This is a genomic window from Dyadobacter flavalbus (assembly GCF_006149045.1).
GTDB classification, from domain to species: domain Bacteria; phylum Bacteroidota; class Bacteroidia; order Cytophagales; family Spirosomataceae; genus Dyadobacter; species Dyadobacter flavalbus.
Window position 1 is genome coordinate 78,708 of sequence record NZ_VBSN01000069.1, and the last position, 24,123, is coordinate 102,830.

20 protein-coding genes and 1 pseudogene are annotated in these 24,123 nt (G+C 45.4%); 7 read left to right on the forward strand and 14 right to left on the reverse strand.

Going from position 1 to position 24,123, the window contains the following annotated elements; all coding sequences use genetic code 11:
• Nucleotides 1-4: 4 nt before the first annotated feature.
• The gene (locus tag FEM33_RS22215; protein WP_139014175.1) at nucleotides 5-781 is read right to left on the reverse strand and encodes a glycerophosphodiester phosphodiesterase; all 777 of its coding nucleotides are present in this window, start codon (nucleotides 779-781) and stop codon (nucleotides 5-7) included.
• 208 nt (nucleotides 782-989) lie between these two features.
• Here FEM33_RS22215 and FEM33_RS22220 point away from each other — a divergent pair, with 208 nt between their 5' ends.
• Nucleotides 990-2,033, forward strand: a complete 1,044-nt coding sequence (locus FEM33_RS22220) for a hypothetical protein (RefSeq protein ID WP_139014176.1) — start codon at nucleotides 990-992, stop codon at nucleotides 2,031-2,033.
• A gap of 122 nt (nucleotides 2,034-2,155) precedes the next feature.
• A complete protein-coding gene (gene mnmA, locus FEM33_RS22225; RefSeq protein WP_139014177.1) occupies nucleotides 2,156-3,259 on the forward strand; it encodes a tRNA 2-thiouridine(34) synthase MnmA in 1,104 nt (367 codons plus the stop codon).
• A gap of 155 nt (nucleotides 3,260-3,414) precedes the next feature.
• Here the strand turns inward: mnmA and rlmB are convergent, their stop codons facing one another.
• The 4 genes and pseudogenes from rlmB to FEM33_RS22245 form a co-directional block, all read right to left on the reverse strand.
• Nucleotides 3,415-4,185: a 23S rRNA (guanosine(2251)-2'-O)-methyltransferase RlmB gene (gene rlmB / locus FEM33_RS22230; protein ID WP_139014178.1), complete on the reverse strand. Its 771-nt coding sequence runs from the start codon at nucleotides 4,183-4,185 to the stop codon at nucleotides 3,415-3,417.
• Nucleotides 4,161-5,396, reverse strand: coding sequence for a GWxTD domain-containing protein (locus tag FEM33_RS22235; protein WP_139014339.1), 1,236 nt, complete (start codon nucleotides 5,394-5,396; stop codon nucleotides 4,161-4,163). The genes rlmB and FEM33_RS22235 overlap by 25 nt, the downstream gene beginning before the upstream one ends.
• Nucleotides 5,397-5,516: 120 nt before the next feature.
• A pseudogene (locus tag FEM33_RS22240) lies at nucleotides 5,517-6,406 on the reverse strand (SDR family oxidoreductase).
• A gap of 140 nt (nucleotides 6,407-6,546) precedes the next feature.
• Nucleotides 6,547-7,467 (reverse strand): aspartate carbamoyltransferase catalytic subunit, encoded by a 921-nt coding sequence (locus tag FEM33_RS22245; RefSeq protein WP_139014179.1) that lies wholly within the window; start codon nucleotides 7,465-7,467, stop codon nucleotides 6,547-6,549.
• Between the two features lie 157 nt (nucleotides 7,468-7,624).
• Here FEM33_RS22245 and FEM33_RS22250 point away from each other — a divergent pair, with 157 nt between their 5' ends.
• Complete coding sequence (locus tag FEM33_RS22250) at nucleotides 7,625-8,071, forward strand: transcription elongation factor (RefSeq protein ID WP_139014180.1); 447 nt, start codon at nucleotides 7,625-7,627, stop codon at nucleotides 8,069-8,071.
• Between the two features lie 6 nt (nucleotides 8,072-8,077).
• Here the strand turns inward: FEM33_RS22250 and FEM33_RS22255 are convergent, their stop codons facing one another.
• The gene (locus FEM33_RS22255; RefSeq protein ID WP_139014181.1) at nucleotides 8,078-8,794 is read right to left on the reverse strand and encodes a YebC/PmpR family DNA-binding transcriptional regulator; all 717 of its coding nucleotides are present in this window, start codon (nucleotides 8,792-8,794) and stop codon (nucleotides 8,078-8,080) included.
• A gap of 124 nt (nucleotides 8,795-8,918) precedes the next feature.
• On the opposite strand from FEM33_RS22255, the gene FEM33_RS22260 reads away from it, so the two are divergent.
• Both FEM33_RS22260 and metF read left to right on the forward strand, forming a co-directional pair.
• Complete coding sequence (locus FEM33_RS22260) at nucleotides 8,919-9,377, forward strand: GNAT family N-acetyltransferase (RefSeq protein WP_139014182.1); 459 nt, start codon at nucleotides 8,919-8,921, stop codon at nucleotides 9,375-9,377.
• A 412-nt stretch (nucleotides 9,378-9,789) separates the two neighbouring features.
• Complete coding sequence (gene metF, locus FEM33_RS22265; protein ID WP_139014183.1) at nucleotides 9,790-10,746, forward strand: methylenetetrahydrofolate reductase [NAD(P)H]; 957 nt, start codon at nucleotides 9,790-9,792, stop codon at nucleotides 10,744-10,746.
• Between the two features lie 6 nt (nucleotides 10,747-10,752).
• Here metF and FEM33_RS22270 read toward each other — a convergent pair whose 3' ends face one another.
• Nucleotides 10,753-11,073 (reverse strand): heavy metal-binding domain-containing protein, encoded by a 321-nt coding sequence (locus tag FEM33_RS22270; protein ID WP_139014184.1) that lies wholly within the window; start codon nucleotides 11,071-11,073, stop codon nucleotides 10,753-10,755.
• A 230-nt stretch (nucleotides 11,074-11,303) separates the two neighbouring features.
• Between FEM33_RS22270 and FEM33_RS22275 the strand changes: the two genes are divergently transcribed.
• Together FEM33_RS22275 and FEM33_RS22280 are read left to right on the forward strand one after the other, a co-directional pair.
• Complete coding sequence (locus FEM33_RS22275; RefSeq protein ID WP_139014185.1) at nucleotides 11,304-11,879, forward strand: nitroreductase family protein; 576 nt, start codon at nucleotides 11,304-11,306, stop codon at nucleotides 11,877-11,879.
• Entirely contained in the window at nucleotides 11,879-12,856 is a 978-nt protein-coding gene (locus tag FEM33_RS22280) for an ABC transporter ATP-binding protein (protein ID WP_139014186.1), read from the forward strand. Before FEM33_RS22275 ends, FEM33_RS22280 begins: the two co-directional genes overlap by 1 nt.
• Here the strand turns inward: FEM33_RS22280 and FEM33_RS22285 are convergent, their stop codons facing one another.
• The 7 genes from FEM33_RS22285 to FEM33_RS22315 form a co-directional block, all read right to left on the reverse strand.
• Nucleotides 12,857-15,427 carry a DUF5686 and carboxypeptidase-like regulatory domain-containing protein gene (locus FEM33_RS22285; protein ID WP_139014187.1) on the reverse strand — a complete coding sequence of 857 codons (2,571 nt, stop codon included), beginning with the start codon at nucleotides 15,425-15,427 and terminating at the stop codon, nucleotides 12,857-12,859.
• Nucleotides 15,424-15,984: a SanA/YdcF family protein gene (locus FEM33_RS22290; RefSeq protein ID WP_310588834.1), complete on the reverse strand. Its 561-nt coding sequence runs from the start codon at nucleotides 15,982-15,984 to the stop codon at nucleotides 15,424-15,426. The genes FEM33_RS22285 and FEM33_RS22290 overlap by 4 nt, the downstream gene beginning before the upstream one ends.
• A gap of 237 nt (nucleotides 15,985-16,221) precedes the next feature.
• The gene (locus FEM33_RS22295; RefSeq protein ID WP_139014188.1) at nucleotides 16,222-19,020 is read right to left on the reverse strand and encodes a DNA gyrase/topoisomerase IV subunit A; all 2,799 of its coding nucleotides are present in this window, start codon (nucleotides 19,018-19,020) and stop codon (nucleotides 16,222-16,224) included.
• A gap of 171 nt (nucleotides 19,021-19,191) precedes the next feature.
• On the reverse strand, nucleotides 19,192-19,845 hold the full coding sequence (locus FEM33_RS22300; protein WP_139014189.1) for an NUDIX hydrolase: 654 nt from the start codon (nucleotides 19,843-19,845) through the stop codon (nucleotides 19,192-19,194).
• 122 nt (nucleotides 19,846-19,967) lie between these two features.
• The gene (locus FEM33_RS22305; protein ID WP_139014190.1) at nucleotides 19,968-21,548 is read right to left on the reverse strand and encodes an NAD(P)/FAD-dependent oxidoreductase; all 1,581 of its coding nucleotides are present in this window, start codon (nucleotides 21,546-21,548) and stop codon (nucleotides 19,968-19,970) included.
• 135 nt (nucleotides 21,549-21,683) lie between these two features.
• Nucleotides 21,684-23,174: a helix-turn-helix domain-containing protein gene (locus tag FEM33_RS22310; protein ID WP_139014191.1), complete on the reverse strand. Its 1,491-nt coding sequence runs from the start codon at nucleotides 23,172-23,174 to the stop codon at nucleotides 21,684-21,686.
• A 165-nt stretch (nucleotides 23,175-23,339) separates the two neighbouring features.
• On the reverse strand, nucleotides 23,340-24,011 hold the full coding sequence (locus FEM33_RS22315; RefSeq protein ID WP_139014192.1) for a porin family protein: 672 nt from the start codon (nucleotides 24,009-24,011) through the stop codon (nucleotides 23,340-23,342).
• Nucleotides 24,012-24,123: the final 112 nt, after the last annotated feature.

Below are 24,123 nucleotides of genomic sequence, written 5' to 3' on the forward strand. Positions count from 1 at the left end.
AATCTTAATTCTGCTTTGTCAGGCCAAGCAGCAGTTCAGGCTCGTTGGTGGTGATAAAATCAACGTCTTTTTCCAGAAACCATTTCATAGTCGCTTCGTCGTTTACAGTCCACACATTTGTGATCAGTTTTTGCTGGCGCATGGCAGCAATGTAATCTTCTTTTCTTTTGTAAACACTGAAATGATAATCAATTCCGTCCAGGCCGGCGGCAGCAATTTCCTCAGGCGTTTTGTCACCGTTCAGGTATTCCACATGCGCTTTGGGCGCAAGTTCTTTTACTTTTTTGCAAACGTCGAAGTCAAAGGCAATGTAGTCTGTTATTTTCTCCACTTTAAGCTTTTTTACCATTTCGACGCATTTTGTCGCCAGCGCAAGTGAACGCTCTTTGCCAAGCGAAGAAGTTTTAATTTCCAGAATAAGTCTCGTCTTTTTCTGTTTGGAACCGGCTTTCAGATAGGCTTCAAGCGTCGGAAGACTTTCGCCGTTTTCCAGTTTGATCTTGGAAAGCTCGGCAGAAGTGGTTTTTTCAAGATGCGTCCCTTTGATCTCATGATCGTGCAATACATAAAGAACTGAATCCGCCGACATATGCACGTCAAATTCACTGCCGTAACATCCGAGCTTGATGGCATGTTCCAGCGCAGCAATGGAGTTTTCCGTGGCTCCGGTATTTTTCCATGCACCGCGGTGCGCAATGACTTTGTTTTTATTCTGAGACATACTTTCAAAATTGATCAGGCAAAGTAAGCCAACTGCAAGCGTTAAAATATAGTTCTTCATTTTAGAATGATTGGATTTTTATAAAAAGACAGTTTACGCCGGTTTTTACCGCATGCTGTCTTTTCCATTGAAAGCCGGAAATTACAGCAAGTTTGAGTAAACGGTATTAGCCGAATGTTAAATTTTCAAGAAACGGGTTTTTCATTTTTAAAGCCGGCTGAGAACCGTACGCTGTGCAATTCTGCATTTTAAATGCTAACTTCCTGCTATGGAACAGGGTGATGTCAAGATTTTAAAGAAAAAACCGATTTATCCGGTCAGTGTGGAATTAAGAAAATACCTGCGTTTTTATCAGCGGGACGCCAAGTTGCCGGTCGGTTATCAGGATCTGCTTGGCTTTTACGAATCGTTTCCGGTGATGGATAAAAACGGGAAAGATACGTTGTGGGAAAGCCCGATGTATCCGCCGCATGAAATGGAACGGCTGCATAATGGTTTGAAAAAAGCGTATGCCATGCTGAAGGCTTCGGGCAATCTGCGCATTGTCGAGCATAAATATATTGACCGCATTGATTACTGCAAGTTTGGCAATTCCAACCCTTTCCGGATCAAGATTGTAAACAGGCTGAATGATATTTACGATTATTTCTACGTGAAAAGAGCCGATGCTTCGCGCATTTACGGTCTTGAACTCGAAGAGATTTTTTCGCCCAATCAGGTTAATTACCTTGTTGACGGCGACAGCCTGATCGAAGAACATATTGCCGGCATTCCGGGTGATGAATTTGCCAAATCACGTCTGCGACATACCGATTACAATCCGATCCGCATTGCAAAAGAATTTGTAAAGTTCAACGAACGCTGCATGATTACGCTGCTGGGTGATATGCGAGCGTATAATTTCGTGATGCAGATCACGCCCGATTTCGACGATTTCCAGTTCCGTCTACGCGCCATTGATTTTGACCAGCAGTTTTACGAGGGAAACTTGAAAGTGTACATGCCGCAGTTTTTCAAGGAAAATCGTCCGTATGTGGAACTGGCTATGGAATATCTGACGGACAAAACGGTTCTGCAGTATCAGCAGGAAGAACAGTCGTCGATTATGTATCAGGCAAGAAGCGAGAAGCACCGTTTGAAGGAATTGCGTGATGTTTCCAAAAAAGACAATATTTCCACAATGGAAAATATTCATCAGCTTCGGGAAGGGCTTTTCAGGCATTATGCTGATAGCCATTACCATACGTGTGAAAGCATGACGGACATTATCGAACTCAATATCAAAAACGTGATCCGTCAGGTGAATGCGTGAAAATTGGACTTTCCTGAAAGATTAATCCTACCTTTGCAGAACCATTCAGCGGACAAAAGCTGTTACTTCTTTAATTTAAATCAATCAAATCGGAAGGCATTCAACCTTCGCAGATTACAGAAATGAGCAAACACGGACGAATTCTCGTCGCCATGAGTGGCGGCATCGACAGCTCGCTGGCAGCTGTTATGTTACATGAACAAGGTTATGAAGTCATTGGCATGACGATGAAAACCTGGGATTACGCCAGCAGCGGAGGTACCAAAAAAGAAACCGGCTGCTGCTCGCTTGATTCGATCAACGATGCCCGGAACATTGCCGTTGAACTGGGGTTTCCACATTACATTCTGGATATCAGAACCGAGTTCGGTGATTATGTCATTGATCATTTTACAGGCGAATACCTCGAAGGACGTACGCCGAATCCGTGTGTGCTGTGCAACACGCACATTAAATGGGACGCGCTCCTGAAACGTGCGGACCGGCTGGACTGTGAATTTATCGCAACCGGACATTATGCCAATATGCAGTTTAACGACGGCCGTTATTATGTTTCAAAAGGAATTGACAGCTGGAAAGACCAGAGCTATGTGCTTTGGGGCGTTTCACAGGAAAGCCTTTCAAGAACCAAATTGCCGTTAGGTTATCTGCATAAATCGGAAATCAGGGAAATGGCGCGGGAAAGAGGGTTTATTGATCTGGTCAACAAGTCGGAAAGCTATGAAATCTGCTTTGTGCCGGATAACGATTACCGCGGGTTTCTAAAAAGAAGAATTCCCGGTCTTGAACAGGAAGTTGCAGGCGGCAATTTCGTTTTTGAGGACGGAACGGTTGTAGGCAAGCATGAAGGTTACCCGTTTTATACAGTCGGTCAGCGCAAAGGACTTGGCATTGCGTTGGGAAAACCGGCTTTTGTTACCGAAATCCGTAAAGAAACAAATGAAGTGGTTCTGGGCGATTTGCCGGACTTGTTCCGCGACGGCATGTACGTAAGCAAGCTGAATTTGCAAAAATACGCATCCATTGAAAAACCGCTTGAAACAATAACCAAAGTAAGATACAAACACGACGGAACGCCGGCTTTAATTGAACAAACAGAGCCGGACAGAATTGTAGCGCGTTTTCATGACGGCGTAAACGGCATTGCACCCGGCCAGGCAGCCGTATTTTATGAAGGCGACGATGTAGTCGGCGGAGGCTGGATTATGAAGAGTTTCCGGCAGTAAAGCCGTAAAACAATATTAAAAATTAAAGTTCCGGAACAGTGAGTATTGCTCAGCTGTTTCGGAGCTTTTTGTTCTTCTTAAATAAAAAAACACCTGACGTGCTTGGATGAGTTGCAATCCAAGCACGTCAGGTGTTATGTACAAAATTATAAAATCTACTTGATTCTTTGCCTTACTGCTTCATAGAGTACGATTGAACTGGCCACGGAAACATTCAGCGATTCCACTTGCCCGATTAACGGGATTCTTGCGCCGCTGTCGGCAAGCTGTATAAATTCCTTTGAAATCCCGTCTTCTTCAGAACCCATGATGATGACAGTCGGAATGGAAAAATCAATATCGTAAAGGGATTTATCTGTTTTTTCGGTACAGGCGATAATCTGCAGACCGCTGTTTCTTAAATACATCAAAGTTTCGTACAGGTTCGGCTCACGGCAAACGGGCAGAAAGTTTAAGGCACCGGAAGACGTTTTCATCGCATCCGCATTGATCTGTGCGCCGCCTTTCATCGGAACAATAAGCGCCTGTACGCCCGCACATTCGGCTGTTCGCGCAATGGCTCCGAAGTTTCTTACATCCGTTACCCTGTCAAGCAGCAGCAAAAGCGGTGTTTTTCCATCTTCGTAAACCTGCGTCAACACGTTATGCAGCGGCATGTACTGAATAGGCGATACAAACGCAATGACGCCCTGATGATTTTTACGCGTTACACGATTCAGTTTTTCGACCGGCACGCGCTGAAAAGGAACGCCCATTTCCTTGGCCAGTTTCTCGATTTCAGCTAATCCGAATTCGCGCTGAATGAACAGGCGTTCTATTTCCTTGCCCGAACGCAGGGTTTCAAGTACAGATTGCGTACCAAAAACCATATCGGCCTGGGACTGTCTTGGGGCGGGTTTTCTTACCGTATACTTCCGTTTCTCCATGCTTCTACTACTGGATACCAAATAGGCTGGTATTCGGCATAGCGAACCAGTTCATAATGATCATCCACAAATTGATTGTTTTTGCGATTAAATGTAAAATTGACGTTCTGGGCATTTCCCCGCTGGTCATACGTCCAGACTTCCCGGTCTTTACTGCGCTGAACTTTGTCAGGCGATCCCAGAACAATGTAAATCATTCCCTTATCTGTTTTCCAGCCCTCTTTATAAGTTGTAAAAAGCTGATTGGCTTCTTCCACGCGCCTGTAAAATGACCGGATGGACTGTTGTGCAAGCGGCGCATTTCCATTCATCAGTGTAAGCCAGTATTTATCCAGCGCTTTTTTGTAATCTTCCGCCTTCTTAATTTCATTGATTTCATTGTTGGTGCTCATGTAGAGCAGCGGGCCAAGCAGCAGTTGCGGCTGTGTCAGTTTAGGAAACCGCTCATTTACAACCAGCAGGCCAAGTCCTTCCGATTGCGTCGTGTCGGAAAAGATATTGTAAAGTCCTTCTTTGGAAAATTGCAGCGTTTCGTTGGAGTTGATCGTGAAAGTACTGTCGACTTCCAGCGATCTGCTGACGTTCTTTGGCGCCACGTTCATGGGCGAACCGGCCGCTTCGAAATCGTGGTTATAATAATATACATGCAGCTTTTCGCCATTGCCTTCTGCTTTCTTCAATGTAAAAGGCTCATTGATGTTCACATAATGGCGTTGCAATGGCTGCTGACTTGCAGCCGTATAAACACCATATGTAACATTTACATCCTGCTTTTTGAAACGGATCGTAAGGTCGTTCAATACTTTTTTCAGTGTTCCGGCCTGACTGATTTCGCTCAGCAGAACGCCGTAATCCTTGTTCGGGCTTTTGATATCGTAAGCAATTACAATCTTGTCGCCCACTCGGGAAACATTGGATGAATCAAGCTTTACGTTTCCATAACCCAGGCGTTCTCTTGTTCCGTAATCGGAATAGATTACGTAGTTCAGGTTGTATAATTTTGTGAATTCCTCCGCAGCCATCGGGTTTTTTCCCTTATAGGCATCCACATACAAGAAAACTTTGGTCTGCGTTGTATCCTTTAAAAGATATTTGCTCTGAATGGAAATAAGCGAAAGTTCTTCATTTACCGGGGCAGACTGCTGCGACGGCCGTACCTGTGCTTCGGGCAGTTGCTTCGCAGTCTTGTTCGACGAAGCGCACCCGGCCATGACCATAACCGTCAATATATAAATGCAAAGGCTAAATCTGGTTCTCATATACGTGTTTTCATCATTTGAGAAATAACGAATGAACAGGTAAAATTACCCAATAAAACGGTAAGAAAATTTTTATTCCGGATTCTTGCTGTCCCGACCTGCACTTTTTGTCTGAGATTCAATGGCATCCATTGATCGTCAGTTACTTCTTTCAAAAAATTGAATTGGCCTGCAGAAAGGATTTCGCCTCCATCCAGCGTAATGACTTCTCCCGTCATGTATGCCGAATAATCCGACATCAGATAGGCAGCCAGATTGGCAAGTTCCTGATGATTACCGACACGTTGAAGCGGAATGCGGTTTTCAAAAGAGAATTTTTTGGCAAGTTCTTCCGGAAAAAGCCGGTCCCAGGCGCCTTTCGTCGGAAATGGCCCCGGTGCGATGGCGTTAAGACGGATGCCGTGCGATGCCCATTCAAAAGCCAGCGATTTCGTCATGGCAAGTACGCCGGCCTTTGCCATGGCCGATGGAACGACCCAGCCTGAACCTGTCCAGGCATAAGTCGTGGAAATATTTAGTACGGTTCCTTTGATATTATTTTCGATCCAGTATTTGCCAAGTGCCAGCGTAAAATAGTAAGTCCCGCGCAAAACAATATCCACAACCGTATCCACTGCTTTGTAGGAAAGCTTTTCCGTCGGACTTATAAAATTCCCGGCTGAATTATTGACCAGCCCGTCCACACGGCCGAATTTTTCAATGGATTTTGCTATGACATTTTCAATCTGTCCGGTCTCGCGAACATCGCACGCAATGGCAAGCACATTTCCGCCGATGGTTTCAATCAGTTCGTTCGCAGTTTTTTCAAGCACTTCCAGGCGCCGGCTGCATATCACAATGTTTGCACCGAGTTTCAGGAAATAAGCAGCCATGGATCTGCCCAGTCCCGTTCCGCCGCCGGTTACAACAATCGTTTTGTTTTCCAATGCTCCGTCGCGAAGCATTCCGTCGGTAAAAGCCATTGGATTGGGTTTTAATGGATACAGTATTGCAGTAAAGATAAAATTTTATTGCAATTGTTATATTTCTGATTCGGCTTAATTGCAGGTTGTCCGTTTTTCATCCGGCAAATACATGCAAATCGGAAGCAGTAAAAACCGGTTTATTGCTGTGCAAGCAAGTAAAGTACAGCCATACGAACGGCGACTCCGTTTTCCACCTGATCCAGAATAATGGAATGCTGTGAGTCGGCTGCATCCGAAGACAGTTCCACGCCGCGGTTGATCGGGCCGGGGTGCATCAGCACAATTTCCTTGTTCAGGTCGTCCAGCATGGCTTTGTTTATTCCGTAATAAAGCGAATACTCGCGCAGCGAAGGAAAATACTTGATCTGCTGCCTTTCAAGCTGAATGCGAAGCACATTGGCCACATCGCACCAGGCCAGCGCTTCTTTTACATTGTGGCTGATTTTTACACCCAGTTCGCCCAAATGCTTCGGGATCAGCGTGGAAGGTCCGCAAACCATAATTTCCGCTCCGAGTTTCTGAAGGCAGAAAATATTGGACAATGCAACTCTGGAATGCGTGATATCGCCGATGATGGCAATTTTTTTTCCGGTCAGATCGCCCAGTTTTTCACGCATGGAAAATGCATCCAGCAATGCCTGCGTCGGGTGCTCGTGCGTACCGTCACCGGCGTTCACCACATTGGCAGGAATCCGGGTGGAAAGATAATGCGGTGCACCCGGACTGCTGTGGCGCATCACGATCATGTCCACTTTCATCGCCAAAATGTTATTGACGGTATCGAGCAGCGTTTCGCCTTTGGTAACGGAGCTGCCGGAAGCTGAAAAATTGACGACATCTGCCGAAAGTCTTTTCTCCGCCAGCTCGAAAGAAAGCCGTGTACGGGTCGAATTTTCAAAAAAAACGTTGGCAATCGTAATGTCTCTGAGTGAAGGAACTTTCTTGATAGGCCGGTTGATGACTTCCTTAAACTGAGTCGCTGTATCTAGTATGGTTTGAATGTCATTCTCGTTCAGGTTTTTAATTCCAAGTAAGTGCCGGACCGAAAGTTTTGTCATTGCTGGTGTTCTGGAAAGTTTGGCAAAGATAACAAGGAAGGCGTCATTGGGAACAGGAAATTGAATTTTTGTTGCTGAATATGGTGACGCGCCTTTAACTTTACCGTCAAAAGCCGTTTCAGAATGGCCGCCGTTCTGTAACCTTTATCTGGATTTTATGAATAAAACCGCACTTGTTGCTTATTTGAAAACCTTGCTGGAAGAACGTATGATGGTGGCATGGAATGCCATGCAGGCAGCGCAGGATTCAGCGAATGATCAGGGAAAAAGCTCGATGGGTGACAAATATGAAACTTCGCGTTCCATGGGCCAGCTCGACCGCAACATGCATGCTCGCCAGTACGAACAGGTCAGGCAGGAAAGGCTGCTGCTGGAAAAAATCGGTGAGTCTGAAACTTCTCAGCGCAGTTCAGTCGGTTCGCTGCTGGAAACTTCCGCAGGTTGGTTTTTTATTGCAGTCAGTCTCGGTGCCGTTAAAATAGAAGATGAGACCGTGATTGCAGTCTCATCTTCGTCGCCTGTCGGCGCTTCTCTTTTAGGAAAAGAAGCCGGCAGCCCATTTGATTTTATGAAAAAACAGCATCAGATTCTGGCTATTTACTAGTCAGGATCAGGCCATGTTGTGATAAACGCGCTGAACGTCGTCGTCTTCTTCGATTTTTTCGATCAGTTTTTCAACCTCGGCGGCTTCTTCTTCGCTCAGCGTTTTGGTGTCGCTCGGAATACGCTCAAAATCTGCTTCCACGATTTCATATCCGTTGTCTTCCAGAAAATGCTGTAACGCGCCGAATGCAGTAAATTCACCGTAAATGTTGATCAGATTGGTTTCTTCATCCAGGAAAACCTCTTCTCCGCCAACGTCGATCAGTTCAAATTCAAGTTCTTCCAGATCCTTGTTTCCAGTATTTTTTACCTTGAAAATGCATTTTCTGTCGAATATGAAATCCAGCATGCCCATGGTTCCGAGGCTACCGCCCAGTTTGTTGAAATAGCTTCTTACATTGGCAACTGTACGCGTAGGATTGTCCGTAGTGCTTTCCACCAGAATGGCCACGCCGTGCGGTCCGTATCCTTCGTACACCATTTCCTTATAATCTTCCTGATCTTTGGACGAAGCTCTTTTGATAGCTCTTTCAATGGTTTCCTTTGGCATGTTTGCCGCCCGTGCATTCTGAAGAAGTACGCGGAGCCGGGCATTGGTATCCGGGTCGGCCGTTCCGCTTTTTACGGCAAGGACGATATCTTTTCCGATCCGGGTAAACGTTTTGGCCATTTTATCCCAGCGCTTGAACATCCGCGCCTTTCTATATTCATAAGCTCTTCCCATGCTTATTGTTTATTTGTAGTTAAGTTTGAATTACGTATACCTTGCTTATTGCCAAGTATGCTGCAAATTTATAAAAGACAATTAAAATCAGGTAAAATATATTTCTTACCGAACACAGCTTAAAATGAATTTGAAACTGGACTGGCGTTTCCAAACGTTTGATGAACTTACCAATGAAGAATTGTATCAGATTCTCCGGCTTCGCAGCGAAGTATTTGTCGTGGAGCAAAGATGTACCTTTCTGGATGCAGACAATAAAGATCAAAAGTGCCGTCATCTGTCGGGTTACCTTGACGGAAAACTGATGGCTTTCTCGCGTATTGTGCCGCCCGGCATTTCTTATGAGTATCCGTCCATCGGCCGGATTGTCGTTTCCGCACAGGGGCGGAAGAGCGGTTTCGGTGCAGAACTTCTGAATGTTTCCATCGAGAAAGTCGAACAGCTTTACGGCAAAAGCACTATACGTATAGGGGCACAGTTATATCTTAAAAAATTCTATGAATCGTTCTATTTTGTCCAGTCCGGAGCCATTTATCTGGAAGATGAAATCGAGCATATTGAAATGACAAGACCTGCTTTGTAGTACATGATTGGAAGTGTCGTTTTTTGGGGAATGAATTCCCGTAATTGACGAATAATGAAACAATCCTGATTCAGAGCGTCTTGAAGTTAAAAATTTTCATTTGGATGATTCAGCCTAAATTGTAGTACAGTAACTACAAAAAATAGAAAAAAAGTTTATATAAATTGCTCTGTAACGCTTTGTTTCCTAATTTGGCACAGAATTTTAGTTATTAGTATTCAGTCAAGCAAATTGTTGCTTTGGAACTGACGCCCTGTCAGCTTCCATTAACATTTTTGACGAACACTGATAGAGGAGGGTTTACGTGGAATGGCCTACTGTAATGCGGTAGGCCATTTTTTTGTGCTTTCAATTGGTTTGCATGGTTAAAACGTGTTCATTTGCATACTTTTAGAACACACCAAATCCCTACATGACCAAAGTAACAGAGTTCATTGAACAGGCCGCAGGCAAAACACTATTCTCCATCGAGATTATCCCTCCTTTAAAAGGTCAGAATATTAACGAGTTGCTGAATTCCATTGAACCGCTGATGGAATTCAAACCTCCATTTGTGGACGTTACATATCACCGCGAGGAACTGATCGACAGAGTAGGGCCGAACGGGCTGATCGAAAGAATTCCCATTCGCAAACGTCCGGGAACAGTCGGGATTTGTGCAAGGTTAATGGAACGATTTCATGTGGATGCGGTTCCGCATGTCATTTGCGGCGGGTTTACAAAAGATGAAACCGAAGACGTACTTATAGACCTGCATTATCTCGGCATTGATAATGTACTTGTGCTGCGCGGCGATCCTGAAAAGTCTGCGGGCGTTTTCAAGGCCAAAACCGGCGGCCATACGTATGCCTCGGAACTTGTAAAGCAGGTCAGTAATATGAACCAGGGCATTTTGCTGAATGCAGAAACGGAAATGTCACCGACGAACTTCTGCATCGGCGTGGCCGGATATCCTGAAAAACATATTGATGCGGCCAGCATGGATATGGATTACGAACATCTCCGCAAGAAAGTGGAGCTGGGCGCAAATTACATCGTAACCCAGATGTTTTTCGACAATCAGAAGTATTTTCAGTTTGTGGAAAGATGCCGGGCAGAAGGCATTACGGTTCCGATCATTCCGGGGCTGAAACCCATTGCTACCAAAAAACAACTGACGGTACTTGCCCAGATTTTCCATCTGGAATTTCCCGCAGAACTGGCCAGTGAAGTGGAAAAGTGCGCTTCCGACAAGGAAGTTCGTCAGGTCGGGATTGAATGGGGAATCCAACAGTGCAAGGAATTAATGGATTACGGCGTTCCGGTCCTGCATTTTTATACGATGGGCAAGTCGGACAACGTAGCGCAGATTGCAAAGCAGGTTTTCTGAAAAATATCATTCATAACAGACAGCGGTTCCGTTTGCACTCACCATCAGCATGGAGCCGTTGCCGCCGATGGTTTCGAAGTCAAGGTCCACACCGATGATGGCGTTGGCACCCAGCCGCTGCGCCTGGTCCATCATTTCCCTGATTGCAATACTTTTGGCTTCACGAAGTCCCTGTTCGTAAGCGCCGGAACGGCCGCCCACAACATCGCGGATGCCGGCAAGAAAATCGCGGACAAAATTTGCCCCGATAATGGCTTCACCATTTACCAAACCAATGTATTTGACAATTTTTTTACTTTCAATGTTGGGAGTAGTCGTAACAAGCATAGGATATAAGTTGGATGAAAGTGAAAATCTCTGGCCGAATTTAGTTTATTTCATTTTTCCCGGATCAAAAAAAAATGTTCAGTGGCAAAGTTGCACAGGATGTTGGTAAAATTATCTTACGACCTGAATATTTATGTATTTTAATACGCAGCAGGCGTGATCATCACAATTGGAAACAATAATTCTTAGCTTTGTTTTCAAACATTACAGCAGTAAAAACAAAATTCAAGATGGAGCAGACTATTGAAGCGGTAAATAATGTAATCAGAAGCAGACGCAGTATTCAACCTCAGAACTATATACAAAAAGAAATTCCGGACGATATCATCAGAACGATTCTTGAAAATGCCAACTACGCACCGACACATAAATTGACGGAACCGTGGCGTTTCATCGTGTTCAAAGGGGAAAGCCTGAAACGGCTCGCAAGTTTTTTTTCGGAAAGATACCGTACGATAACGCCTCCCGAATCTTTTTCCCAGGCCAAATATGAAGCCGCAGGTGAAAAAGTGCTCAGATCGGGCTGCGTGATTGTGATCAGTGCGGAACTTCATCCGGAAAAGCTGCCCGAATGGGAAGAAGTGGCTGCCGTCGCATGCGCCGTTCAGAATATGTGGCTTACGGCAACTGCCTACGGAATCGGTTCGTACTGGAGCAGCCCGGGCATCCTGAAAGAGCTTTCACAATTCCTGAACATCAACGAAAACCAGAAATGCCTCGGATTGTACTTCATGGGTTATCATGATGCCGCAGCAGCTCCTGCGCGCCGTACGCCTATTGAAAACAAAATAACGTGGGCTGAATAATGATGGCTGAAAAATCCATTCTGAAGGCGGAGGCGGTATCAAAAGGTTTCGGCGGAAATCCGGTGCTTTCTGGCATTGACCTGGAACTTCATGCCGGAGAATGGCTTGGCATTCTGGGCGAAAGCGGGTCCGGAAAAAGTACTTTGCTCCGCATCATGGGACGTTTCCTGGATGCGGAGCAGGGAAAAGTTTTTTTCAGGAAAAGTGAGCTGAAACCTGTAAGCGGCGAACTGATTCCCGGGCATCCTTCCATCCGGCTTATTCATCAGGAATTTGAGCTTTTTCCCAATCAGACCGTCGAGGAAAACATTGCTTACTCGCTCCGGTTTTATGAAGCGCAGTACCGGAAAGGCAAAGTTTCGGAACTGATTGCTACGGCCGGTCTGGAAAATGTCAGAAATCAGAAAGCCAAACTGCTGTCCGGAGGAGAAAAACAGCGTACGGCCATCGCGCGTGCCATTGCAGAACAGCCGGATGTACTTCTACTGGATGAACCCTTTGCTCATCTGGATAACCATAACCGCCGGGTGCTTGCCAATGCCATTGAAATTATGCGTAAAAGGCATCATATGGCCTGCATTTTCGTGACGCATGAAGCGGCGGATGCCCTTGCGTGGTCGGACCGGATTGCGGTTCTGAAAAATGGCCGTATGGTTCAGACCGGCTCTCCTTCTGAAATTTACAACAATCCGCTGAACAGTTATGTCGCTGAACTGACCGGAGATATCAATTGGCTGGCGGATCAGAAAGACCGTAAAGCCTGTTTTATCCGGCCTGAAAAATTGAAACTCACAAAGCATCCGGAAAAAAGCAAATGGCAGGGCAGGGTAGAAAACATCCGCTTTCACGGAAATTACTGGGAAGTAAGGTGCGGGAATGAAACTGAAAAACTGTCATTTTACCGCAGCCGCATGGATATGGAAGTCGGACAAGATATTTTTCTGACCTATTCTTCCAAAGATCTGAAATGTGTTTAGTTACAAATTAAAGCGGAAAGAAATCTTTACTGCAAACGGCGTGACGTCAGGATTGCTGAGGTAAGTAAGCCGATGAATAAAGTCAATCCGTCCCGATTTGAAAAAGTTGTCAATACCGTAACCAAGTTCCAAATATGGCTTGTCTTTCAGCCGGCTGAAAGTCTGTATTTCATTTCCCGATTCATCCAGTGTTGTTGTAAGTGCAAGATTGGCGTTACTTACGCCGCCGTAAAATATTCTCCCGGTTGCCAGCATTCTCAGTTTAAGCCTGCGTATGGCCGGTATGCGGTTTAAGAAAAGACCCTCAAAATTATGCTCCATGCGCAGCGCAATGTAGCGGTCGCTGATAAATTCAAAGTATCGCATGAGGTTATACGCATTGTCGACATAGAAAAACGATTCATTCCCCAGCGGCGTATAAAGCAAAGGATAAGGAAGTGTTGTCGGGATATAACCCAATGTAAGATTATAGAAAGTACGTCCGATTACGCCGGCACGAAAACTCTGTCTTATATTCAGCGATAATTTGTTGTAATTGAAATCGCCGCCCAGAAAATTCCTGATCCCTAGCGTGTAACGCAGCGTAAAAGCAGGCGCATTTCCGTTTCCCATGCTGATCCTTTCATTGTCATTCTGCAGAAATGTTTCCTTGCCCGCCAGCCTTGCTTCCAGATTGATCTCGGTTATATCAAATGTACTTTTTAACGGCGATTCGTTTCCGGCAACAGGGTTTGTCCTGTAAGCAAAAGGAAACAACGGCCGGAAATCACGGTGCCTGATCTGGACGCTTGCGGTAAGCCCTTTTACCATTTCCCGCTTGAAGTAAGCCGAAATATCTTCCTGCCAATAAGGCCGGCGAAAAGCGCCATAACGGGAAAATGCACCGAAAATCGTATTCGGGCCAATGGTTTCGGCTGAAACACCAAGCCGTTCAAGGTCTCTGGAATAAGCGATTCCGGCCATTGTCCATGGTTTGCGGTCCACAATGTAGTCCAGTCCGGCACCGTACTTGAACGCCTGATCGCGTGTTCCATAGGCTCCGTAACCGCTGAAAATCCACTTTTTGCTAAAACCCGGATCGGTCTTGAAGCCCATGCGAAATCGGTGCCCTTCCACTGCGTTATAGGCATAAAGATAAAGATATGGCCCGATGTCAATGTTCCATTTGTCAATCCTTTTGTACCCGTTGACAAGCACATTCAGGATTTCAGAATACGTTTTTACAACCGGAAGTACTTTCAGCGAATCCACAAGCTGAAATGAAAGCTGTTCACTCGGGCTCAGCGTTTCAGGACGGCTTTTCTGCCAGAAAGTAGAATCATATTCATCGTAATCTTCTTTAAGCTCAACGGCAGTGTCATAAAACTTTACATCGCGCGCCGCAGTGATTTTGAAGCCGGAATTGGCCGAATAAAACTTCAAGAGCATGCCGGCTGTTTTTTTTGTCGGTTCGTCCACATCGATCAGCACGCGGGTTTTGGAAGTTACCCAGTTTTTTTCGTCCTCCGAAAGTTCATAGGATTGCTGAATCTTGATCTTTTCGATGAAATTCAGGTTTGCTTTCCTGCCGGTTGCTGCATCCATTTGAGTCAGTGCAAACGAATTTCCGTCCACCCAGAAAGATCCGGTAAAAGCCAGATCCTGCTGTTGACGAGGCTCAAAATCAATCTGATAATCATAAGTTTTTCCGTTGAAACTGCTGTCGGCAAGATAATATTCGTAATAAAGCTTCCAGTTTTCACTCACCGGAGACACAAAATCCTTTTCCAGAATATTCAGCCAGTTGTTGTAAAAATTGTATTGCTGAAACGACGAGCCGATCAGTTGCGAAACAAAGCTGCCGTCAGTCAGTCCTACGCCGGATACCTTTGTTTTGTTGATGACTTCTTTTTTCTTTTTTGGATTGTTCCGGTAATAAACATTTGAAACAGACTCGGAAATAAAAATCGGAATGATCGTTTCACCGTTTTCACCTTTCAGCTGATCGTACTGATCCACAATGTGCGTCATTTTCTTTACCGATTTCCTGCTTCTGAACCTGTCGGAAAGGTTGTCTATATCAATCTGGATTTTGTTATAGCTTTCGTATTCGTACGCATTCAGGTTGTCGGAATTGTTCTGCTTTTTGTTAGCAATGATTTTTCTCAGGATGGCATATGCCGGATTTTCGCCTGCAAAAATTTTTACTTCCCGAAGCTGCAAAGAACCGGGCGCCAGCTGAATGTCAATGGTTTGTTCCGGCAGGTCCGGTGCAATGGCCTTGCTTCTGCTTTCATAACCAACATAAGTAATGAGAATGGAATCCGCAGGCGGCGTGTAGGCAAGCTGGTAATAACCGTCAAAATTGGTTGTCGTTCCGGACGAGGAAGCTTTGACGGCAAGGTTTGCAAACGGAACGGGATCGCCCGTCGTGGCATCGGTAACCCGTCCTTTTATGATAAAGGATGTTTGGGAAAAGGCATTTTTACAACAAATTGTCAGCAGTAAAGCAATGCACAGCAGTAAACCAAATGAGCTGAAATTCCGGACTGGCCTGTATAAAATGTATTTTTTCCCATTCCGGTTTTTCATTTTTTCCTGATCTCGTTATTTGAAGTAACGTCTGCAGGCGGCCGCAGGATATGAACGTCCAGAACGGCTTTCGGCCGTGCAAGGTATTCACGTATCAGCGTCCGTACCGAATAGCCGTCGGGTACATCCTGAGCTGCAAATGAAATGGCATTGATGCCTTCGCTGTGCGCAATGTAAAGTGCCCTTGCATTATGAAAGTTCTGCGAAATAATCGTAAAGTCATCCTGATTAAAAACTTCCTTGCAGCGGATCACGGAATCAAAAGTCCGGAAACCGGCATAATCCAGCGTCATCACATTTTCAGGAATCCCGAGGTTGAGCAATGCCCGCTGCATGTCGAGCGGTTCGTTGTAATATTGCGAATCGTTGTTTCCGCTCAGGATGATGTATTTGATTTTCCCTTCTTTAAAAAGCCTTGCTGTGGCTTCCATTCTATACTTGAAGAACAGGTTTTCTTTTCCATTTTCCGAATTCCTGCTTGTTCCCAAAACCAGCGCAACGTCATTAGAAGGAAGATTATCTATAGAAAAGTAATTGTACTGCCGCGTACAGTACACGACCCATAAGTTACAAAGCAAGATGAAAACCATGCAGACGAATAACAGAACCAATATGGTTTTTAAAAATTTTTTCACCTGTATACTTAAAGTTACACTTTAAATCTACCAACTCTTTGTAAAATTCCATCCTGTTGTACATCATTTCACAGCTAAAAATCTGTACGCACAGTCCGATGTATTCTGTTGAGAATTTTTTTCAGGGTTTTAGAAAGATTTCAAAACCCTGAAATCTTTCTAAAACAAACCAAGCTGACTTTTAGGAGAACGCGCTCCTTTTTTGGTTTTCTTTTTAACCTTAACGTCACCATCGAGATCTTCTTCTGCCATTTCAACAACTTCGGGTTCAGCTGAAATGTCAGCTATCGTTTCTGCAGGAACCTCCGTTTCAGCTACTTCGGGAACCTGTACAGCTCCGGGCTCTTCATTGGTGCTGTTTTCATTGTCATCGTCATCCGGTTCTTCGGCGTTGTTGCCGGCGTTACTTTCTGCAAGTACTTCTTCTTCCGCTGATTCCGTTGCTTCTTCCACCGGATCGGGCAGGGAAGGAAGCCAGCTTACTTCCTTGAACTTTTCCGTAGGCAACTTGAATCCCATGGCGCGCCAGCCGCGGATATCCACCAGTTCTTCCACGTTGTATTCTTCATGCGTTTGTTCCCTTTGTGCCGTTTTGGCCAGGACAATCCGAAGCTGCGGACGTTTGTCTGTGCTTGCCAGGAGCAATTTGCTGTTTTTGGAATCGCTGATAAACAGGAATTTCTTGTCACGCGATGAAGTCTCAATGTTAAAGCGTTTGATAAAATGCTGTTTCTGGCTGCCGTCATAATACAAAGCAGTTATCGGAAGCAACGGATCAAACTTCTTCACAAGCAGCACTTCATTGGACATGTAATGGTTTGTAAGGTCATAATTGGTAAGCTCGTAAGTGCCGTCCTTGTAAATGACCAGAATGCTGTCCGCAGCGTCGAAGTTTCCGAGGTATTCGCCTCTTTCGTCCCGGTTCAGTCTTCCTACAATCGGATCAAACCACATATCCACACCGCCGAGCGTTGACCTTCCGGCTTGTTTGAGCGTGAGCTTCCTGACCGGATAACGCGTAAGGATATTTCCCATCGCACTGCGGTTCTTGATCAGCAGATCGGCAAAGTTGAAGTCGAACTGTTTTACTTTCGCTTTGCTCTGCGCCGTTAAGTTAACGGTTATAATCTCGGCTTCCCCGTTTTCATTGGCTGTAAAATACGTGATCTTCGACTTGGGTGTTCCTTGGGTAAGATCATATTCCCGGTCGCGGGTAACGGCTGTGATCTGGCATCGTTTGATATAAGACATGCCGCTTTTCCCGTCGAGGTAAACGAGGTTATAAACCATGCGTTCATCGTTTTTCACGAAGACGGCACAATGAATAATATCTTTTCCGACGAACACTTTTTCCTGTATTTTGGTAACCAGGCATTTGCCGTCTGCACGGAAAACAATAATATCGTCAATATCCGAACAATCCGTTACGTATTCATCTTTTTTAAGTCCGTATCCAATAAATCCTTCTGCGCGGTTGACATACAGTTTCTGGTTATTCGCCGCTACAATATTGGCTGCAATCTGATTAAATGCCCGGATCTCCGTTCTTCGCTGGCGTCCTTTCCCGTACTTTTTAAGCAAATCCTTGAAGTAATCGATTGCAAACCGGGTGATATGGGCCAGATTGTCTTCCGTTTCGGCAAGTTCTTCCTGCCATTTACGCATCAGTTCATCCGCTTTGAAACCGTCGTATTTTGAAATACGCTTGATCCTGATCTCGGTCAGCGAAACAATATCGTCTTCAGTAATTTCCCGGTAGAACTGTTTTTTATAGGGTTTTAGTCCTTTGTCAATGGTTTGGATAACCGCTTCAAAAGTTTCGCATTCTTCAATGTTGCGGTAAATGCGTTTTTCTATGAATATCTTTTCAAGCGAACCGTAAAGGATTTTTTCCAGCAAAGCCAGCCTTTTGATTTCGAGCTCACGCTGCAGCAAATGGACGGTCTGATGCGTGTTGTATTTCAGAATATCCGTTACGCCTACGAAATGCGGCTTGTCGGCAATGATAATACAGGCATTGGGAGAAATGGAAACTTCACATTCCGTAAAGGCGTATAAAGCGTCCATCGTAATGTCCGGTGAAACGCCCGGCGCAAGATGTACCTGAATTTCCACCTCGGCGGCCGTATTGTCCACAACCTTCTTGATCTTGATTTTACCGGCGTCATTGGCTTTTACAATGGAATCGATTAAAGATGTCGTTGTGGTTCCGAACGGAATGTCGCGGATCACCAGCATCTTTTTGTCTTCTTCCTCAATCCTTGCGCGTACGCGTACTTTTCCTCCGCGCTGCCCGTCATTGTAATTGGAAATGTCGATTTGTCCGCCGGTAAGGAAATCGGGATAAATCGTTGCATCTTTTCCCTGCAGTACGGCAATGGAAGCTTCGATCAGCTCACAGAAGTTATGCGGCATGATCTTCGTCGACAGACCGACTGCAATCCCTTCCACGCCGAGTGAAAGCAGCAAAGGGAATTTTACAGGAAGCGTTACCGGCTCGCGCTTGCGACCGTCGTACGACAACTGCCATTCGGTCGTGTCATCGTTGAAAACAATTTCCTTTGCAAAACGCGAAAGCCGTACTTCAATGTAACGTGCCGCAGCCGCACTGTCGCCCGTGCGGATATCGCCCCAGTTTCCCTGCGTGTCAAAAAGCAGTTCTTTCTGGCCGATGTTTACAATCGCATCGTAAATGGAAGCATCGCCGTGCGGGTGATACTGCATCGACGAGCCGACCACATTGGCTACTTTGTTGAACCGTCCGTCGTCCATTTCATTCAGCGCATGCATGATCCGCCGCTGAACGGGTTTAAGGCCGTCTTCCACTGCAGGGACGGCGCGTTCCAGAATTACATAGGATGCATAATCAAGAAACCAACTTTCATATAAACCCGAAATGGGCAATTTATCGTGTAATCCACTATCTTCTACGTCAGGCGTAGTTCCGTTTTCGTCCATAAATAAAGGAGGAACCAGGTTTTAAGTATTCAGTAAAAAATGAAATAAGACAAATTTTCCTTACCGGCTTTCACTGCAGAACCGGTACATTCAATAGAACGAAGCTGAGTGAAGATTGCCGTAAGAATCCTTTGATTTACCTGCTAATATAGCAAAAAAATGCGATATTTCTTAGTTTTCGGGGTCACTAATATCTGCATTGAGCACGGTAAGAAGCTCACTGATCATCATGGCGGTTGCACCCCAAATTTTATAACCCTGCACCATATAATGCGGAGCATGAACCTGTTCGCCGCGGATCTGAATATCGCTGGAACCAATGATATTGACGTCGGAAATTTCTTCCAGTTTTATCTCGAAAATATCTTCCACTTCGCGCGGGTCAGGATAAAAATCCGGCCGGTAAGGCATGGTCGCAATCACCGGCAAAACATAAAAATTACTGGCAGGAATAAAAAGCTCGGTCAGGATGCCAAGTACTTTCACGTCCGTAAGCCGGAGCCCGATTTCTTCCTGCGCTTCGCGCAAGGCAGTGCGCATCAGATCTTCATCTGTGGGCTCGTAACGCCCGCCGGGAAACGCAACCTGCCCGGAATGAACGCCGTCATAAGCCGGACGCAGTATCAGCGGAAAATAAATTTCATCCTTGTGCGGATAAAATAAAACCAGAACAGCGCTTTTTCTGGTCCGTGCATTGGGTTTGAAGTACAGCCTGAGTTTGCTTGATGCCTGCATGATCCGGTGCGCTGACTCACCGGGAAGCGGATATTTCAGTTTTTTGGTAAGTTGAGAAGTAAATAAGGAAAAAGATCCTAATGTGGCCATAGAGGCTTTCCGTTGAATATGTATCCGTTATTAGCTTTGGTATAAATTCCAGGTTTTGGCATATTAGCCTGAAAACCTGTTTACGCAAATATAATAATAACGATAAAAGATATAATAAGTATTTATTGCTGCGTATTTGCATACAATTTAACCAGTTGTTCCGCGCATCGTTCTCCGTCCATGGCAGCCGACATAATCCCGCCGGCATAGCCTGCGCCTTCTCCGCACGGAAACAATCCTTTTATTTCAGGGTGTTCACAGCTGTCGCGTTCCCTCGGAATCCGTACGGGTGAAGAAGTTCTGCTTTCAACACCGATCAGTTGTGCCTGCGGAGAAATATAGCCTTTCATTTTTTGTCCGAAATCTGAAAGTGCGTCTTTTAACGGAAATGCAATATTCGGCGGAAGTACATCGCGCAGGTCAACGGCATGCAGGCCCAGCTGATACGACGTTTCTCTCAGCTCCGAAGAAACTCTTCCCCGGATAAAATCGGTGGCAAGCTGCGCAGGGGCAGTTTGTGTTGCGCCGGCAGCCGTACATGCAGTTTGTTCCAGTTCTTTCTGAAACTGCAGACCCGCCAGCGGACCGAATTCACGATACGGCAAAAGATCCTCGTCTTCAATGGAAACTACAATTCCGGAATTGGCAAAAGGCGAATCCCGCCTCGAAGGCGACATGCCGTTTACGACCACTTCGCCCGAAGCCGTAGCAGCCGGTACGATAAATCCGCCCGGGCACATGCAAAAAGAAAACACGCCGCGCTGCACACCTTTGTAGCGGGTTTGGGTCACAAGGCTGTACGACGCTGCCGGAAGATATGGCCCGCGGTCTGTTTCGCAGTGATACTGAATCTTGTCAATAACGCGCTGCGGATGTTCAATGCGGACGCCCATTGCAAACGACTTGCTTTCAATCAGGATATTTTTGGCATGGAGCATTTCATAAATATCACGCGCGGAATGCCCGGTTGCCAGGATTACGCCAATGCCCGTATGTTCCTGACTTGAATCCGTTACAATGCCTTTGATGCTGTTCTGCTCAATAATCAGGTCCGTTACTTTCGTGTCAAAATGGATTTCACCGCCTGCTTTCAAAATACTTTCGCGCATTTCCGAAACGACAAGCGGCAGTTTATTGGTGCCGATGTGCGGATGCGTGTCAACAAGGATTTGTTCATTGGCCCCGTGCCCCACAAAAATTTCAAGCACTCTGCGGATGTCGCCGCGTTTATTGGAGCGCGTGTAAAGTTTTCCGTCCGAGTAAGTTCCGGCACCGCCTTCTCCGAAGCAATAGTTGGATTCTGAATTTACAACATGTTCCTTGTTGATGGCGGCCAGGTCGCGGCGGCGGGCGCGCACGTCTTTTCCTCTTTCAAAAAGAACCGGTTTTACACCCAGTTCAATCAGCCGCAATGCGGCAAACATACCCGCAGGCCCGCATCCGATAATAATGGCTTGCGGCCGGTTGCTTACATCCGGGTAATTCAGTTGCGGGATTAAAGACGGCGGGATCTCATTGACATAAACCTCCGCCTGAACATTGACTTTTACCTGTCTGCTCCGGGCGTCAATAGACTGGCGCACTTTGCGGATCACAGGCTGTTCTTCCGGGCGAAGCCTTAGTTTTTTTGTAATATGCTGACGTAAATTGTCATCGTCCAGCGCTATTTCCGGCGCCAGCGTAAGTTGAAGTGTATATTGCATATTGAAAGGGATTTATCCTTTAATGCTGCAAAGATATGAAATTTCAATGTTTTTTCTCTTATCCGGATTTCAGGAATAGTTGTAAAATACAGGATCAAGATCCGGATTAAAGCTGTAAAATCCTCATTGGAAAATTCAATTGATCATTCTTTTCAAAGCCTTTCTCAGTTCTTCGTTTTTATGCTTTTTCTGGAGAATGACGGGCGCTGCGATGCGTTCCTTGCAGTCGAACAATGAACAGCGTTCGCAGGTCTGGTTTACTTCCCTGGCAACCAGGTTCGGGTCGTTCAGAAATGCCAGCTTTTCACGCGTTTGTTCATCCAGGTAAATTCCCATCGAAACGCTTACGTTCAGGTTTGGAGTCGGTGACATGACCTGCGCAAAACTGATAACCAGATATTCGTCACGCGTGTCGATGTATGTGGATTTCTGCGCTTTACAGAGAATGCGCGGAGTTTCTTTATTCTGGATTTTATCACCGAGATCATTAAGAATGGTCAGTGCGACCCAGCGGCGGCAGTAGTGCTCATCTTTGACCGTGTGCGGGTAATGCTTTCTGGAAATGTGCATTTCCTTGGTCATATCAAAAATATTCTGGCCTACGAAGTTGTTAAAGCGGGAAAAAAAGATCTGGTTTATACCAAAATAGCGAGGCAGAATATTGCTCAATCTGTAACAGAACGACTCAGGCGTCGTATTGAACTGATGGATAAGTCCGATAAACTTTTCCGGCTGCCATGTTTGCTGCTGAAATACTTCTGCAATAGCCGGAACAAGCAGGTTTCTTTTGATAATAATGGCGCTGGAAAAGTAAGATGCCTTGAAATTGCTCAGCAATTGTTCAAAAGACTCGGCTTCCACGAGCGCGGTCGTATGCAGTCGGTTTTTTAAATTCAAAACGATATAACCGATTTCCCTTCCGAATATGAATGCCCGCTGAACGGAAGTCAGATGCATGTTCATGAGCAGGCGGTTGCTGTTCACGCCGGTTATCGTCAGCGAACGGACACTGGCAAATTCGGGATTAATCCTTTCATTGATGTTTTCAATGACATAATTGTACCGGTTTGTAAGGATTTCGGCAAGGTAATTTTCGTCCAGAAGCTTTTCCGGTTCAACGCCGTGGCTTTCCAGAAAGTGTTCTGCTTCCTGCTCGATGTCCTCAAAATAATTGTCATGCATTTCCTGATAAGTGCGCAGTGCAGAGAAATAGAATTTCTCGATCGACATATTGTAGTTCCGGGCAATTTCGATCAGCGTTCCCACAAATGCACTGATTTTGGTAGGCGCATCCGAAAGTATTTCCAGCAGGTTTGCAGGATCAATGCCGAAAAGTTCGAGCGGAAGTTCGGTCAGGACGTTGGAGCTCAGCAGATCTGAAATCGGTTCGAGCCTTTTGCTGAGTTTCAGGGAAACAAGCATGTCATAATCAACGTCCATTGCATTTGCCAGCGCAATAATCTTGTCGGATTTCGGATATTTTTTCCCTTTTTCAATTTCATTGATATAGGAAATCGACAGTCCGGACTTCTGGGAAAGCTCACTGAGTGACATTCCCTTGTCGAGCCGGAGCTGTTTGAGCTTCAATCCGAAAACCAGTCTTACATTATCGGTGTTTATTGCCACGGTATAAAAAGGTAATGACCTGAACGGCAACGAAAATGCTTACAGGAAATTTAAACAGGAATTACAAAATTAGAAATACGCGCCATATTCACAGAATTCATTTCAAAACAAAAAGCGGAATCCGTCCATGACCGATTCCGCTTTTCAGCTTTCAGCAATGCTTTATCAGAAAATGGCATACCCAAGCGTAGCCTGGAACAAATTGCTTTTCTTGCCAAACTGAGAAGCTGTAGTGGCATTGTCAAAATTGATTTTAGCTACATCTGTAAAGTTTCCTTCATAGCGGACATCTACACTCAGCCTTCCAAAATCAACGCCAACACCTGCCTGATAACCGTATGCAACCCTGTTTCTGAACTCGGCATTTGCATTATCTCCAGTTATGTCGTTAAAAGAATCACCGATTTTCCCATTGCTTGACAATCTCAGGGAAGCCACCGGACCAACATTGATACGAAGGAATCTGACAAGGCGAACACCAAACATAACCGGTACATCGAAGTTGGAGAAACGTACATCAACCTTTCCGTCTGAGTTCTGAACACCATTTTCAAACACATTGAACTGACCGCCTTTCTGGGAAAGCAGGAATTCGGGCTGAATATAGAATTTCTTGCCATAACGGAAATAAACACCGCCTACGAAGCCCAGAGAGCGATTGTCGTTATCTTTAAAGTTGAATGCCGTGCTGGTTTGTGAAAGGGATAAATCGTTGCTGCCGTTGATGTTCGACAAGTTTGCACCCGCTTTGATGCCAAATCTGAAAGCCGGATCATACTGTGCAGATGCAGTATAGCTGATCAGCATGGCGCATAGCGCAATCATAATGTTTTTCATAGTAGTAATAATTTAAATGAATTGTACTTTAGCAACATGCTAAAAACCTGTGCCCGTTATATAGTACCTTTAAATAAAGGAAACTGTGCATTTGTTTCTACAAAGCCGGATT